Annotated in this window: 12 protein-coding genes and 1 pseudogene; 12 read left to right on the top strand and 1 reads right to left on the bottom strand. The window is 52.6% G+C overall.

Features of this window, described 5'->3' with window-relative positions:
* Window positions 1-2: 2 nt before the first annotated feature.
* The 11 genes from tssF (at window position 3) to GFB49_RS19395 (ending at window position 13,046) form a co-directional block, all read left to right on the top strand.
* Window positions 3-1,931 (top strand): type VI secretion system baseplate subunit TssF, encoded by a 1,929-nt coding sequence (gene tssF, locus GFB49_RS19445; RefSeq protein WP_153217745.1) that lies wholly within the window; start codon window positions 3-5, stop codon window positions 1,929-1,931.
* Entirely contained in the window at window positions 1,856-2,944 is a 1,089-nt protein-coding gene (gene tssG / locus GFB49_RS19440; RefSeq protein ID WP_153217743.1) for a type VI secretion system baseplate subunit TssG, read from the top strand. The genes tssF and tssG overlap by 76 nt, the downstream gene beginning before the upstream one ends.
* Before the next feature lies 1 nt (window position 2,945).
* Window positions 2,946-5,579 (top strand): type VI secretion system ATPase TssH, encoded by a 2,634-nt coding sequence (gene tssH, locus GFB49_RS19435; protein ID WP_153217741.1) that lies wholly within the window; start codon window positions 2,946-2,948, stop codon window positions 5,577-5,579.
* Window positions 5,533-6,699 carry a hypothetical protein gene (locus GFB49_RS19430; RefSeq protein ID WP_194269418.1) on the top strand — a complete coding sequence of 389 codons (1,167 nt, stop codon included), beginning with the start codon at window positions 5,533-5,535 and terminating at the stop codon, window positions 6,697-6,699. Before tssH ends, GFB49_RS19430 begins: the two co-directional genes overlap by 47 nt.
* Window positions 6,700-7,012: 313 nt before the next feature.
* On the top strand, window positions 7,013-9,343 hold the full coding sequence (locus GFB49_RS19425) for a type VI secretion system Vgr family protein (RefSeq protein ID WP_153217737.1): 2,331 nt from the start codon (window positions 7,013-7,015) through the stop codon (window positions 9,341-9,343).
* Window position 9,344: 1 nt separating this feature from the next.
* Window positions 9,345-9,950 carry a DUF4123 domain-containing protein gene (locus tag GFB49_RS19420; protein WP_153217735.1) on the top strand — a complete coding sequence of 202 codons (606 nt, stop codon included), beginning with the start codon at window positions 9,345-9,347 and terminating at the stop codon, window positions 9,948-9,950.
* Between the two features lies 1 nt (window position 9,951).
* Window positions 9,952-10,254 carry a PAAR domain-containing protein gene (locus tag GFB49_RS19415; RefSeq protein ID WP_153217733.1) on the top strand — a complete coding sequence of 101 codons (303 nt, stop codon included), beginning with the start codon at window positions 9,952-9,954 and terminating at the stop codon, window positions 10,252-10,254.
* Between the two features lie 15 nt (window positions 10,255-10,269).
* Window positions 10,270-10,641: a hypothetical protein gene (locus GFB49_RS19410; protein ID WP_194269417.1), complete on the top strand. Its 372-nt coding sequence runs from the start codon at window positions 10,270-10,272 to the stop codon at window positions 10,639-10,641.
* Window positions 10,642-10,645: 4 nt separating this feature from the next.
* A complete protein-coding gene (locus GFB49_RS19405; protein ID WP_153217729.1) occupies window positions 10,646-11,002 on the top strand; it encodes a hypothetical protein in 357 nt (118 codons plus the stop codon).
* Window positions 10,999-11,973: a LysM peptidoglycan-binding domain-containing protein gene (locus GFB49_RS19400; RefSeq protein ID WP_153217726.1), complete on the top strand. Its 975-nt coding sequence runs from the start codon at window positions 10,999-11,001 to the stop codon at window positions 11,971-11,973. The genes GFB49_RS19405 and GFB49_RS19400 overlap by 4 nt, the downstream gene beginning before the upstream one ends.
* A gap of 14 nt (window positions 11,974-11,987) precedes the next feature.
* Window positions 11,988-13,046, top strand: coding sequence for a hypothetical protein (locus GFB49_RS19395; RefSeq protein ID WP_153217724.1), 1,059 nt, complete (start codon window positions 11,988-11,990; stop codon window positions 13,044-13,046).
* Between the two features lie 104 nt (window positions 13,047-13,150).
* Here the strand turns inward: GFB49_RS19395 and GFB49_RS19390 are convergent, their stop codons facing one another.
* On the bottom strand, window positions 13,151-13,723 hold the full coding sequence (locus GFB49_RS19390; protein ID WP_194269416.1) for an invasion associated locus B family protein: 573 nt from the start codon (window positions 13,721-13,723) through the stop codon (window positions 13,151-13,153).
* 722 nt (window positions 13,724-14,445) lie between these two features.
* Here GFB49_RS19390 and GFB49_RS19385 point away from each other — a divergent pair.
* A pseudogene (locus tag GFB49_RS19385) lies at window positions 14,446-16,319 on the top strand (S-layer family protein); the annotation flags it as partial.

Below are 16,319 nucleotides of genomic sequence, written 5' to 3'. Positions count from 1 at the left end.
TTATGAAACTTGCGTTCAAATCTGCCTATGAACGAGAGCTTGCGCTGCTAAAAGAGCGCGCCGCACAGTTTGTTGATGACCATCCCGGTCTTGCTGATCGTCTGGGCGGTCTCTTGGAAGAGAACCTCGATCCATCAATTCAGGGATTGTTGGAGGGTTCTGCATTTCTCGCAGCGCGGGTCCAGTTGAACATTGATCAGCAGTTTCGCACGTTTTCCAATGAGTTATTGGAACAGATTTGCCCGGATGCAACTGCGCCTCTGCCTTCAGCAATGTTGGTGCGGGCGCAACTTCAGGGCGGCCGCCCCGAGGATCTGGCGGTTGGTCACCGGTTACAAGCGGGAGAGTATCTAGAAACGTCTTTTAGTCACGCACAACGCCGGGTTGGATGCCGATACCGACTTGCAGAACCGATTGATCTTTGGCCGGTGGAAATTTCCCAAGCGGCGTTTCACGCCTCGACCGCTGTTTTATCATCAATGCTCGGGGATCAGGTACCCGAAGGAAGTGGCGATCAACGCAGCATCGCTGCGGGCCTATCGCTGACACTCGCACGTACTGACGGTGAGGCTCTGGGAACGTTGCCGATCGATAGCCTGCCTGTGCATTTTCTTGGTTCCGCGTCAGAGGCGATGGCGCTTTACGAAGTCTTAACCTCCGGGGTAATTCGCGCAACCCTTTGTTGGCAAAATGATTTTGGTGATCCCGTTTATCGCACGCTTGCGCCATCAGAACTTTTAGAGCAGCTGGGGTTTGACCGAGACTACCCTCTTTATGAGCGGGATGAGCGACTATTTCCCGGCTTTGCGAGTTTGCTGGAGTATTTCTCTTTTCCACGAAAGTTTTTGGGGGTGCGTCTGAAGGGGCTAAAGCAGGCTTTGCGGGGGATCAAAGCGCACTCGGCCCAAATCATTTTTGAGCTTGATCGCGGCAGCAGCCGTTTGGAAAGCCATTTCGACCGCGAGAGTTTGGGACTGTTTTGTGCACCTGCTGTCAATCTCTTCGAAGATGACGCCAAACCGATTGCCCTGGATCAGAAGTCGCATGCGTATCTTATCGCTCCAAACCGGACTCCGAACAGCAACTACGAAGTTCAAAGGGTGCTGTCAGTCACAGAGCAAAATGAAGGTCAAAAAGAACGGCGCCAAGTTCAGCCGCTTTATTCCCTGCCGGTAGGGGGGCAAGATACCCGCCAGATTTCATACTATACCTTTGAACGCCGCCGACGCCGTTTGACCCGGCAAGAGCGCAGCATTGGCGGCACCCGTTTTCGCTATGAAGGCACAGAGACCTGGCTCACCATCTATGAGCCTGACGTCGCCACTTCGGGACATCAGTTGTTTGTGCGCACCCTGTGCTCCAATCGGCATTTGCCTGAAATTTTGCCAATACGTGAGTCTTCTTTCCATATGCTAGAAGACCGAAATGTCATGTTTGACGTTGTGGCTGGCCCAACTGATCCACGCGAGGCGGTTGCGGAGCTTGAAGCCGAAGCGCCACATCGCGCCCGCGCTGGCGACAATTACTGGCGGCTATTGTCATTGCTTTCCATCAGCTACCGCGGATTTGTAGGCGCAGATGGGCGCGGTAATGTGGAGGCTTTGCGGGAGACCCTGCGCCTTTTCAGCAACGTCTCTGAGCAGCTCACCGAGAGCCAGATCAATGGGATCAGCAGCCTTGAAGCAAGCCCAGTCACCCGGACGGTAAAACGGTTCGGAGGCTATCTGCCAACACGGGGGCTCGAGATCAGGGTTTGTTTTGATGAGAAGGTATTTGACAGCGGGGCAATCACATTGCTCTCTGCGGTTTTGGACCGGTTTCTTGCAGACTATGCGGGCGTAAATACCTTTACTCAATGTGTCGCCTGCGATCAGAAAGGCAAGGTTATGACACGTTGGCCGCCACGGGGCGGTTCGGGGCCACTGCTGTGACTGGTGGGGACAAGCAAGGCTTTGGCTTTCTCGCGTTAATGCGCCGATTGGAACGCGGGGCAGGGGACAGGCCGCGCGTCGGTCAGAGTCGGCGCACCCATGAAGAGGTCGCGCAGCTGGGACAGGATCCCTATTTGGGATTTGCGGATAGCGATTTATCAGAAGTGGATTTGAACGCCACACCTCCGGTGGTGAGGCCGCGGTTTCTGGGCTTTTTTGGCCCGTTTGGTGCTTTACCGATTGCTATGACCCGCGAAGCTAAGCACTGGCAAGACAATGGCCAGCCTGGCTTTACCCGTTTTGTGGATATTTTTGCCACCCGCTTTATCCAGTTGTTTTATCGTAGCTGGTCAGACGCACGCCCTATTACCCAATTTGACCACCCTTCGGGCGGAACGTTTCCCGAACAGCTGCGAGCGCTCACCGGGGATAGCGGCGATGTTCATCGAGGGCTTGGCGTTGTCGATGATATTGTCAGGCTACGCTATACAGGGTTGCAAATGGCGCGTGTGCGCTCCCCGGTTCGCTTGCGGCAAATCCTAAGTGCGCATTTTCAAGTGGATATGAAGCTTGAGGAATTTACAGCCTCATGGCTGAATTTTGCAGCCGAAGATCTATCGCATTTGGGGCTTCAGGCCAGTCAGCTTGGTGCGGATGTCAAGTTGGGCAGCAGTATGGCCAGCACTGAAGAAAAGATCACGCTTCATATCTATTGCCCATCGCTGGACAGTTATCGAAGCTTTTTACCCGGAAAGCTGAGCAACCTTGAGCTGGTGGATCTTGTCTTAGGCTATCTTGGGCAGTTTTACACCGTGGATGTGAAACTTTGGCTTTCGAACGCGCAGCTGCAGGCAGCAGAGTTAGGGCGTAGCTCCGAATTAGGTTGGATGACCGTTCTGTCGCTTGGCGAACAGCATCAGTCTAAGGCCGGTTGGTCGCATGTTTGTGCCTATCAGATCGATTTCGATGATTTCCTTGAAAATTCAGAATTTAGATGTTCGGGAGGCCGATAAAATGGCGGCAGAAATTCAGGTAGAGACCTATGTAGGAAAACTTAATCAGTTGGGGCATGATGCATTTTTTAACGCCATGCGCCTGGCCCGTGGTGATGGTCACCGGCACGTAGATGTGCTCCATTGGATTTATCAAGTCGTATCTTTGAAAGACTCCGATGTCTCATGTACCCTCCGCGCGTTAGGGCTGGACCGGGCTACGGTGCTGACAGAGCTGGTTAAATCGCTGGCGCGACTGGACAAGAACGTGACCGAAATGCCGGTGATCTCGGACACGCTGTCAAAAGCGTTCACCAATGGTTGGGTGTATGCAACCCTGTTGTTCGGGGAAGTGCAGATCCGAACGGGTCATATTCTGGTGGCGCTCCTATCAAATTCCGAACACCGCCGCGCGGTGGCGGCGTTTTCTGAAACGCTTGGTCAGCTCTCTGCGGAAACCCTTGCGAAAGAAGCGCGCGGCCTTTGGAAGGACAGTGAAGAAGAAAATCAACGTCCAGTGGATGGCGCTGGTCTGTTAGAGGCCGCGACAGATGAAGGGCCGGGCGCATCAACCGCCCTGGGTCGATTTGCAAAAGACATGACAGCTGCAGCAGCCACCCTAGATCCGATTGTTGGGCGTGACGATGAAATTCGCCAGATCATTGATGTATTGCTGCGCCGCCGCCAGAATAACCCCATTCTTACCGGGGAAGCGGGCGTTGGCAAAACGGCCGTAGTTGAAGGCTTTGCACAGAGCCTAGCAGCCGGGGATGTGCCGCCGAAACTGAAAGGAACCAAACTGTTCGAACTAGATATCCAGGCGATGCAAGCCGGAGCATCCATGAAGGGTGAGTTTGAGCAACGTTTGAAATCCGTGATTGATGAGGTTCAGGCATCGCCGACGCCAATTATTCTGTTTATTGATGAAGCGCATACATTGGTTGGAGCCGGCGGGCAGGCTGGCACCGGCGATGCCGCCAATCTGTTGAAGCCAGCACTAGCGCGGGGCACATTGCGCACAATTGCGGCGACAACCTGGGCCGAGTATCGCAATTATTTCGAAAAAGACCCGGCGCTGAGCCGTCGTTTCCAGGCCGTTGATGTGGCTGAGCCCAATGTGGAGCGTTGCTGTACAATGCTGCGGGGCATCCTCGGGGTGATGGAAGAACACCATGGCGTACGTATCGCCGATGAGGCGGTTGTCTCTGCTGTATCCCTGTCTGCGCGCTACATCCCGGCTCGGCAGCTACCAGACAAAGCCGTATCATTACTTGACACGGCCTGCGCGCGGGTCGCCGTGAGCCAGTCGGCCAGACCTGCCAGGATTGCAGATCTCGAGCAAAACATAGCCGCGCTTGAAACTGAGATCGTTGCCAAGAAAGCCGAGCGTGAACTGGGTGCAACCGATGAGGCGCGGATCCTTGATGCAGAGGCCGAAAAGACTGCGCTAAGCTTGGAACTTGCCGAAGTTCAGGCAGCTTATGATGCTGAAAAAATCCTTGTGGATGAAATCCTTGAACTGCGCAAAGCCATGAACGGCCAAGACAGCGATCCCGGCGAGCGCGATCTTCTGGCTGAGAAAATGGCGCAGCTCAGCGGGACCAACCCCGATGATCGAATGGTCTATGCACATGTGGATTCTCAATCAGTTGCCTCTGTAATTTCGGATTGGACCGGTATTCCCGTGGGACGTATGGTTCAAGATGAGCTCGCTGCAGTACTCACGTTGTCAGATCGTCTGCAAGAACGGGTTATTGGCCAGGACCACGGTCTTGCAACGATCGCCAAACGCATTGAAACCTCGCGAGCAGGGCTGGCCAACCCGGATAAGCCTATTGGTGTTTTTATGCTTTGCGGTCCCTCTGGGGTGGGCAAGACCGAAACTGCGCTGGCGCTGGCTGAAACACTTTATGGTGGTGAACAAAATATTATCACTATCAATATGTCCGAGTTTCAGGAGGCACATACGGTTTCATTGCTGAAAGGTGCCCCTCCCGGATATGTGGGTTATGGTGAAGGTGGGCGGCTGACAGAAGCGGTGCGGCGCAAGCCTTATTCAGTGGTGTTGTTGGATGAAATTGAAAAGGCTCATTCTGATATCCATGAGCTGTTCTTCCAGGTCTTTGACAAAGGGATTATGGAAGATGGCAATGGGCGGCCGATCAACTTCAAAAACACCCTTATTTTGCTTACGTCGAATGTGGGAACCGATGTCATCATGGAGATGGCACAGGATGGCAACATTGAGCCCGATGTGGACGAGCTCTCGGCCGCGCTTAAGCCGTTTCAGTTGGAGGTGTTCCCGCCCGCGCTTTTAGGCCGAATCGTTTCAATTCCTTACTTCCCGCTGAGTGGGGCCGCACTTGCGGACATCACCCGTCTCAAGTTGCGCTCTGTTGCCAAACGGCTGCGCGGCAGTCACGAAGCGCAGTTGGTCTGCGACGACGATGTATTCGACTACATCATCAGCCAGTGCCGCGACCCTGACAGCGGCGGCCGCATGATTGACAACATTATCACCAATACCATTCTACCAGAGCTCTCACGCAATGTGCTTGAACGCATGGTGTCAGACAAAGCCTTTGACCGGGTGACCGTTGGCTATGCCGATGGCAAATTCAATTTCAAATTTTCGAGCGAAATGTCTGAAGTATGACAACGGCCTGGCAGGTATTGAACCTCCAAAGGCGCCGTTTCGTACTTCTGAATATTATAAGGTTATTTCAATGTATAAAAATATTTCGAATAGTCTGCCTAAGATCGATGGTGACCTGACGTGTTATGAGAACCCAACCGCAAAGGCAAGCAATGCGTGGTATTCACCCAACCGCGAAGTTGTCTTTGTGAATGGGATGCTCAATTCGCCCAAAGATCACATGGATGCAGCGCTTGGCCTGTCTTTGTTGCAAATGTGTAAGGTCATTGGTGTCTATAATGCCAGCTCCGTGTCCGAAGGGACTATGAACACGGTAAACGCCGTTGTCGAAGATCTCGTGCAATGTCTTGGCGACAAGCTGCAATGGGACAGTCACCAGATTGACCGCGATTTGGTGAAGTTGCAAATGATGTTGGAGGCAGGTGCAGGAAACAAGCAAAAATCCAAAGATCTCGTGCGCTTTTGGTTAGCAAGAAACAAAGCAGCACTGACGCTGTTCGACTATCTTTACGTCAATAAAGGTAAATCGACCACGATATTTGCGCATAGTCAGGGTAATCTGATTTCCTCAAATGCATTGACCGGGCTGTTCCTTCTGGAACCCGAAGCTTTGATGAATATTACAGTCAATTCTTACGGATCTCCGGCAATCTTCTGGCCAGATGGGATCTCGCACAGTTCTTATTCCTATACTTTGGACCCTGTTGCGCTGCTGCCTGGCCTCGGAAACTCTTTGCGGTTCAGCACCTCGACCATTGGAGGCCAAATCACCCATGCGTATGAGAATTACCGTCGGGATGATGCGACCTTTGTCGTCAACGCGTTTCGCTGGGGCATGTTGCGTATGACCGCAAGTATGGATGAAGAGGGTTTGGCAAAAGCACTAGTAGACATGGGAACCAATATGGGCCGCGTAACAAAGATCTTTGAGCGGCTTCAAAGAGCGCACTACACTGATTCAGACGATGTAGCGTTGCTGTACATTGAAAAGATCAAGAACAACCCTGCCTTATTGCAGACAGTCAGAAATGCCGCTGGCTTAACCAAAGTGCTGAAGACCTGCCTTGAGGAAGGATGGACCACAGACCGTGAGCGCAAAGCGATTGCAGCCATCAGCTGAGCTTAGATCTTGGTGGGCTTTCGATAAGGCTCGCGTTTGCAAAATCCTCTGCTTCGCTTTGTGCCTCGCCGTTCGCTTCAACCCCCAGTCAGAGCCGCATCAAGCAGTTTTGATGCGGCAACAAAGATGCTGATCGTAATATCAAAGACTTCAATATGTATTTCTTACTAGGCTTGGCTGAGTATAAATTAAGTTGACGTTGTGAGGTTATATGTTAAGCGTCTTTATAGGCTTTTTAATTCAATACTCCTTTGGCTGATATTTACATCAGCATGCAAATATTCGAATTATTTTCCTCCTAGCAGTGTTAGATATGAACTTTATTCAATCAGACCGTCATGGCTCCTTAACAACTCAATTGGGCAAGGATATTCTTGTGCTCAACCGTTTTGACGGAAGCGAGGAGATGTCTGGCCACTTTGAATGGCACGTTGAAGCAATTTCCCAAGACCCCGATATTGATTTAAACCAGCTATTGGGCACTCATGCTACCGTAAGCGTCAAAACGGTGCACGGGCCGAGATACTTTGACGGTATTGCAACCGAAGCGAGATGGGGTGGAACCTCGGAGCAGGGAAACAGTTATGATCTCGTGCTGCGCCCATGGCTGCATCTCGCCGGCCTGCGGCGCAACCAGAGAATATTCCATAATAAAACGGTTACCGATATTCTGACTGAATTGTTCACCGATTATGCGAGCCTTGGCGCACCGCACTTCGACATTCAATTGGCTGATGATTATCCGACCCTTGAGTACACAGTGCAATATGGTGAAAGTGACGCCGTTTTTGCGATGCGGATGATGGAACGGTTCGGAATCTCATGGCATTGGCAACACTCTGAGCGCAATCACTGCCTCGTGCTCACGGACTACGTTACAGCCCATGCCGATCTGCCCGGTGGGGAGCGACCGTTTTACGGAGTTGATGGATATCACCAAGATGAAGACGAGCATTTCCGAGAGTGGAAGGGCGGTGCTCGAATGCAAACTGGTGCGGTACGTCTGACCGACTACAACTTCAAAACACCCAATGCCGTTCAAGAAGTCGAACGCGAGGGCGGCGGGCTCTATGAACACGGCAAAATCGAGAGCTTTGACTACCCTGGTGATTATTTGAATCAGGGAGTGGGTGAAACCGTTGTGTCTCGCCGGGCGGAAATGGAAACTGGCGGCATCACGCGAATGGAGGCGAAAGGCAATGTTATTACCCTTGGCGCAGGCCTCTGTGTGACACCGGTTGGCAATACTTTGCCAGGGGCCACCGGGCGTAAATTCCTGTGTCTGCGTGCAGAACATGCCCTAAGAACGCAAGCCTATGCCACAACTCAGGAAATATCAGAGGAAGACGCCTATCAAGGACGGTATGTGCTTAGCCCGGCAGATGCGCCAATGCGCCCCGAGCGACGCACCCAACAGGTCGTAATGAAGGGTCCGCAGACAGCGGTTGTGGTTGGCGACGGGGAAATCGATGTCGATGAGTATGGTCGGATCCTAGTTCAGTTTCACTGGGATCTGGAGGCATCTTATTCCATGCGATGCCGTCTGAGTCAGAACTGGTCTGGTAACGGCTGGGGCGGCATGGTGATCCCCAGAATTGGCATGGAAGTCATGGTCGAATTCCTGGATGGTGATCCGGATAAGCCCCTGGTGACTGGCTGCGTGTTCAACGGTAAAAACAAGGTGCCCTATAGCCTGCCGGAACATAAGACCAAATCTGTTTTCCGCACAGATACGCACCGTGCGGCGGGATTTAACGAAATGGTCTTCGAAGATGAACCGGGCCACGAAAACATTGCTTTCAAGGCACAAAAAGATATGTCGCAATTGGTGCTGAATGACTCCTTGTCGCGGATCAAACGGCATGACGTTCAAAGCGTTGGTTCCAATCAGATCACCGAGGTTGGGCAAAACCAAAAGACCGAAGTCGGCGGATCTGTCTCGGTTGTGGTGGGCGGCACCGGACCCGATGCGGCGGGACTGTTGTCCGGGCTATCAGGCCTAGCCGGCATTACCTCAAAACTCGTCAAAAAAGGCGCCCGCGAAGGGGGAGGAGGAGGCAACCCGCTCACTCAATTTGCTGACGCATTGGGTAAGTCAAAGTTAGGTTTCCTCGATGGTCTGGGCGCTCTGGGGCGCAGCGGATTATTACAGGCTGATGAATCCGGTAAGGACGCCAACAATGAAATGCGGATGGCCGGATCTAAACTCGGCTCCAGCGTTGCGGGCTTATTTGATGCGCCCGGAACCATGAACACATTGGTGTCCAATTTCCGTTCCGACAGCACCGGTGTGGTGTCAGCTGAACAAGTCGGCTTGACTAAAATCGTAAATGTTGGCGGCGCTTCAATGGAGCAGATTGGCAAGGCAAAACAAGTGACCATCGGTGAAAAACTGATGACAACTGTTGGCAAGATGATCCTGTCCCGTACTAAAAAGCACACGATTGTAGCTACAGAAAAGTTTACGATTTCAGCTCCTGGAGGATCAATCGAAATCGACGCCGCCGGTATGACTATCAAGGCCACCAAGCTGAAAGTTCTAAGCGGATCCGTTGATTTTGATCCTGGTGCGCCTTCGCAGTCAGAGGTGCTCAAGGCCGAAGAAGCGTTCTGCGAAGAATGCCAAGCCTCTGTAGGAGGTTAATATGAGCGCCCAACCCGCAAGTCCTGAGCTGGACTATGAGAGTGTGACTGCGCTGACCGACGCGCTTTTTGATGCACGCCCACAGGGTCACAAAATCTATCTGGTTCTGGACGCCAGTCGATCAAAAGAGATTTCAAGCCTTGTGCAGACTTTGGACGATGAGGCGATGTGCCTTTTCGACGGACAAGCCTATGTTGACCTCGCTGAAGTTGCTCCCTGGATTGTTCCAATTCATAGCAAAACAAATGCGGTGCTTGACTGGTTTTTGAACGAAGCCTGGGGACAAGACATCGGCTATTTTCTGTTCTCCAATGGCGTCGCGAGAAAAGTCAAAACAAGCCTGAAACGCTCTTTTCGCATTCAGGACGAGAACGCAAGAAACCTTTTTTTCAAGATTTACCGACCGTCAGTATTCAGAACTTACCTACCGCTCATGGAACGCGATCAGGTGGTCTTTGTACTGAGAGATTTTCCGCAGGTATGGACTGAAGAACCACAAGACCCTTGGGTTGTGAACACATTCAGCCATTCAGATGGACTCCTAGAGCACAAGCGCTTGAATATTTCAGCTGACAGCCATGATACGCATGAAGAAATAGGAGAATGACATGCCAGGCAAACCAGTTTCTCTCTTAGGTGATCATCATGTTTGCCCATTGGTCAATCCCGGGCCAGTGCCCCATGTCGGGGGACCGGTGGTTAATCCAGGGCAGGGAATTGTGCGGATCGCAGGGCGTCCAGTTGCCGTGGTAGGTGGCAAAACGCTTTGTGTTGGCGTGCCCTGTTCTGACGCTATCACATCGGGCTCTGCGATTGTCCGTATTGCCGGCAAACCGGTCACTCGGCTTGGGGATTCCACCTCCCACGGCGGAAAACTTGTGGTTGGCATTCCTTTCGTGCGTGCAAGTTAGAGGCCGGAGCAGATTATGGGGATACCGGTTAAATTACTTTTCGGCACGGCGTTTCTGTTTGTTTGCCTTGTGGCACTCGCGGTTTTGAATGAGCGTATCTTACCGCTTTTTGGCGGCGATCGCGATCTGGCAGCGCGCGTGATGAAGGTGGTTTTTGCGTTGTTTGGCGGTGTGGCCGTTGGACTGGCCCAGCCGTTCTTTTGGCAAAAAGCGATTGCGAGCGTTCAGGCACGTGTGCGCCAGGGTGGGTCGGAAAGTGGTTTTGCACAGTGGCTTTTGCGCCCAGAGCTGAAAGATCAGTTTGCAACATTGGGCTGGATTGCATTGCTATTGGCTCTGATCGCAACAGCGTTGGTTGCAGGCTTGATCTGGGCAGGTCGAGAATAACACCATGCTACAGATTAAAACACAACAATTAGAAGCGTTTACGGCACAAGGAGCCAAGGCGTTTTATGACAGGCTGGCGGTAGACCTTCGGGAATACATCTCACAAAAATGGCCTTCGATTGCACAAACGGAGGTCGACATGAAGATTTCTCATGCCTTCGATCTTTGCCGACACTACAGCATTCAGAGCGAGGCGCATATTACAGAAATGAGCTATATCTTCATCGCCTTTCCTCCGGAATTTTATTTCGATGACCGCTATGCTTGGTTGGATCAAGTCCTCAGATCCCAAGCTTCAGCTGAGACCCGTGTTCGTCAAATTCGGGCTGTCCTGAGCCAACAGGAGGAGACCTCCAGATGAATGCTCCTGTAGATACCAACACGACCAAAACCTATCAACTGCAGCGTGGGGACACGTTGTCTGCTGTCGCACGGCGCAACGGGACAACCGTACCCGCTTTGGCCAAGGCTAATGGTATCGCAGATCCAAACCGTGTCGATGCCGGGCAAACCATTGTCATACCTGCTGAACAGGTCGCGCCTGCGAGCGCCGCAGACGCTGCACAAGCAGGGCAAGAAGCGGCATCTGACAAGTCGGACAGCAAACCTGGCGAAGTTGTCAAGCCCTGTGAAAAAGCCGAGAAAAAGGAAGAGGTTGCGAAGGTTCGCGCAGGTGGCGACGACAATGTAGACGTCTTTTACGCCGAAGCTGGCGGGAGCGCCAAAGATGGGGTCGTGCAGGGGCAAGTTGGAGCAGGCATGACCCGCATGAACCATGCAGGTCACTTTGGAGATAGCAGTATCTTTGGAGGATCTCACCAGCTCGAGACGTTCACCGCGGATGCCAAAGGGCACGCCGGCACGGATGGCGGTGTTGGTTTCAAGGGCGCCGCAGGTGCGCGTATGGTAAAAGAAGGCGGCACCCTTTTTGTGGGTACAGATGCGAACAACCCTTATGCTGAGGCGGGCGGCGAGTACGAACTGTTCTCCAGTGAGTTAAAAGGCGACGCATTGCTAGGATCCGACGGCAAACGCGTTGGGGCTGCACTTGGGGGAGCGGCTTCGGCTACCGCGGCAAAGGCTGATCTTATGGGGGAGATAAACATCCCCATTCCTTTTACCAAATGGACTCTTTCATTGAAGGGGAAAGGCGGTGTTTCAGCCGGCGCTCTGGGTGCTGGCGCACGGGGCTACGGATACAAAAACCTGGAAACAGGGCGCTATCATTTAGGTGCAGGCGGCGAAGCGGCCGCGCTTCTCGGGGTAAAAGCGGATTTTGATCTCAGCCTTGGACCATCCTATACATCACGGGACCGTCCAGATGGCCCCTAACAGTGGAACAACCAATGAATGATCTCGGCATTGAGCTTCTTACGCAGCCAGTATCTACAAAAGAGCTGATCGAAGCCACCTATATGGAAGCGGTTGTGCGCGAAGGGGTTTTCCCATCCGCTGCTTTCAAAATCGCGGTGCCAAAGCTTTGGCAGGTGGAAACGATCGGTGCAGATGTTTTTCCTGATCCCAACACGCCGGCGGTGCCAATAGCCAGATTTACGCCAGGCAGAACATCGGCACATGGCGCGGACATGGACGCCAAAGTTGTGGTGTATTCAGTGTTTCTGCCACGTGTGCTCAACGGTTCAGATTGGTTGCGCGCCTTTGCTCCTAGCCAAGGTTTGAAATTGGTTGGAATGCGTGAATTGCCAACCGCTTATGGCCTCATGGGGGATGCAGTGGCCTATGCGCCGTCAACAGGGCGTGTTCACCGTTTGTTAACCGTCAAAGATGGCGATCTTTTGTTTCTGATTGATGGCTCTGTTCACGCGCAGGGTAACCCATCAGCGCCCGGCTTGCAGGAAATAGGTCTGATGGCGGCAATGCGATTTACGTTGTTGTCACCTTCGGGACAACACTATGCAGAACCCATGAATGCATTGGAAATAAGGGCAAAAAGCCACAGTGCATCGTTCTTGGTGCCCGCGAGCTGGGATCCTGTGCAGCCGGTTGATACTCCACCGGACGGCGCTGCAGTGCACTTGCTTCACTTGCAAGATGAGGTGTCCGCCGGATCATTGTCAGCGGTGCTTGCGGGCTCTGGTAACACCACTGCAGAAGAGCTGGAGGCCGTGTTTCTCGCAAAACTTCGCCGTCAAGGTTTTCAGCTGTCCGAAGCGGAACCAATCTTGCACGGCAGTCGTGGCGATATCAATTTCAACGTGGTGCAATACCGGGGTTTTTTGCGCGATCAAGAACGGATAGTGCTCTCTCTTCGAGCCCATGCCAATGCAATGCCCTTCAGTGGGCAGATTGTGTCGGCTTCAGATGAAGCAAATTTCGAACAATGGGCAATCAACAGAAGAGTGTTCGAGATCATGCTGGAAACACTTGATATTTCAATGCTTTAAGCCACTTTTCTCTATTATGTTGCTGAAACAAGAGGAGCGCTAAACCTAGAGCTAAACGACATGCAAGCGATGCCAGGTAGGTTACGGCGCTACCGAATGTCGTTTTATCTGCCGATCGCTGACAAACCGGCAGTCACACCTGAGAGCGAAACCTCAAAAATTGTTGGCTGGGTGTCCTTTGCTAGCTGATATCCAACGAGGATTGAACGGCCCTTTTTTAGCTCAGTGACCTCTTCAACTGAGAGCACTCTGGACGCAAGACAACTGGTTTGCGAACATGTTCGCCAGGTTAGGGTTTTGACCTCTCCACTGACTGTGCGACGATATCCCGGTTGGATGGTCAATGCCATATTTGTTGGCGTCGAGATCGCCAAGACAACCCGCTTTTGCTCCTTCGCAATCGCAGGCTGTAGTGCAATTTCTGCCAGAAACTCACCGTTTTCCGTTTCGGATAGCTGCTGGATAATAGTGCAGAACTTATCCTCGCCTGCGAACTCTCGGCAGGCCAATCGCCAGTCACGGAACTTCGTGCCATCTTCGTTCGCTTGCGCAGTAGCTACGCACCCAATCGCCCATAAGGCGCAAAATATGATTGAAATATTATTTTTTAAATTCATCACCAGCCTCAGTGATTCGAAGAGAAACGACACTTTAATTTCAAAAAATCGTGTTAACAAATTTTATTATCCAGATAGAGGGAGTAAGTACGCAGATCAACTCACTGCAAAACAACAAAACGACAACATGTATTGCCAAAATTTAAAATTTAATGTTCATGCTGATGCGTTTTAGTGTATTTGCGACGCAACGGAATTAACAAGGAATCAGCCCACTGTATAGCTGTCATTTTAATTTTCCATTTTTTCAAATTTAACAACCATAGAGCAAGTGTCAGACAACGTATGGCATGAGCTTAATTCTCCTTACGGATGCTGTCTTCGAGGCCAAGCCCATCATTTTATGGGCTTCAAGTCCTTTGTCGCCACGAACCTTAATTTATAGGCCAGTTATTATGCTCAGGAACCAGATTTCATTTATTCAAACAGGTATTCGTCAACGGAGCATTAGCCGCCATTGTCGTTTCGGGCGTTCGACTGAGCTGGTCTTTGTTCTGGCAACAGGATGTACGCTTGTTTTGGCCGACAATGCCCGAGCAGCGGATGTGACATGGACTGGCTCAGAAAACCAACTTTGGGACACATCATCCCAAAACTGGACCAATGGTGGCGATACAGCGTTTGAAACGGAAGATTCCGCAATTTTTGGCAATGCGGCTGACGATCAAGTTATATCCATTGATGAAGGAGCTACCATTCGAGCCACAAATGTCACAAGCTCAGCGACAGGCTTGACCATAAATGGCTCAACTCCAAGCGACACGTTAACAGTAACTGGCCAATTGAACGTAATCGTCGGCAGCCTCATCCTGAACACGGATGTTGAGGGCGCTGCGAATGTTGAAGCTGGCGCCACTCTCGATCTAAACAGCACGCTCACTGGCAGCTTAACCAATGCAGGCAGCGCGGATATTGATGCCACAATCGACGGTAACGTCTCCAACGCAAGCACCCTTGATCTGGCTGGAGACGTTACAGGCGCCCTGACACAGAGTGCGGGCACTACCACTGTTTCCGGGACCAGCACGGTGACCGGTGGCTTGGACATTAACGGCGGTGATCTGATCCTTAACGCGGTCACAATCGGTGATGTGGATATCGCCTCAAGCGCCACCCTGGATCTCAACAGCACGCTCACCGGCAATGTTACCAACGCAGGGAATACAGATCTGGCCGGAAACATCACCGGCAGCTTGACCCAGAGTGCAGGCACAACCACAGTGTCCGGGGCCAGCACAGTGACCGGCGGCTTGGATATTAACGGTGGCAATCTGATCCTCAACGCAGCCACCACCGGTGATATCGATATCGCCTCAACCGCTACCCTGGATCTCAACGATACGCTTACCGGAAACCTGACCAACGCGGGTGATGCGGATATTGATGCCACAATCACTGGCAGCGTCTCAAACGCCAGCACCCTTGATCTGGCTGGAGACATCACCGGCAGCCTAACACAGAGCGCAGGCACTACCACTGTTTCCGGGACCAGCACGGTGACCGGCGGCTTGGATATTAACGGCGGTGATCTGATCCTTAACGCGGCCACCACCGGTGATATCGATATCGCCTCAACCGCAACCCTGGATCTCAACGACACCCTCACCGGCAATATTACCAATGCGGGTAGTACAGATCTGGCCGGAAATATCACCGGCAGCCTGACACAAAGTGCAGGCACCACCACTGTTTCAGGGGCCAGCACGGTGACAGGCGGCTTGGATATCGACGGCGGTGATCTGATCCTCAACGCGGCCACCACCGGTGATATCGATATCGCTTCGGCCGCGACCCTAGATCTCAACAACACACTCACCGGAAACCTGACCAACGCGGGTAATTCAGATCTGGCCGGAAATATCACCGGCAGCCTGACACAGAGTGCGGGCACAACCACCGTGTCCGGGGTCAGCACAGTGACCGGCGGCTTGGATATCGACGGCGGTGATCTGATCCTCAACGCGGCCACCACCGGTGATATCGATATCGCCTCGGCCGCAACCCTAGATCTCAACGACACGCTCACTGGCAATATTACCAATGCAGGTAATTCAGATCTGGCCGGGGACATCACCGGCAGCTTGACACAGAGCGCGGGTACCACCACTGTTTCCGGAACCAGCACGGTGACCGGCGGCTTGGACATCGACGGTGGCGCTCTGATCCTTAACGCAGCCACCACTGGTGATATCGATATCGCCTCGGCAGCAACCCTGGATCTCAACGACACCCTCACCGGTAATATTACCAATGCGGGTAGTACAGATCTGGCCGGAACCATCACCGGCAGCTTGACACAGAGTGCGGGCACCACCACCGTGTCCGGGGTCAGCACAGTGACCGGCGGCTTGGACATCAACGGCGGTGATCTGATCCTCAACGCGGCCACAACCGGTGATGTCGATATCGCCTCGGCAGCAACCCTGGATCTCAACGACACCCTCACCGGCAATATTACCAACGTGGGTGATGCGGATATCGATGCCACAATCGATGGAAACGTCTCAAACGCCAGCACCTTTGATCTGGCCGGAGACATCACTGGCAGCCTGACACAGAGTGCGGGCACTACCACCGTATCCGGGGCAAGCATAGTGACCGGTGGCTTGGACATCGACGGTGGTGATCTGATCCTCAACGCGGCCACCACCGGTGA

The sequence above is a fragment of the Tritonibacter litoralis genome (assembly GCF_009496005.1).
Lineage (GTDB): Bacteria > Pseudomonadota > Alphaproteobacteria > Rhodobacterales > Rhodobacteraceae > Epibacterium > Epibacterium litoralis.
This window is presented reverse-complemented; position numbering and strand designations above follow the sequence as displayed.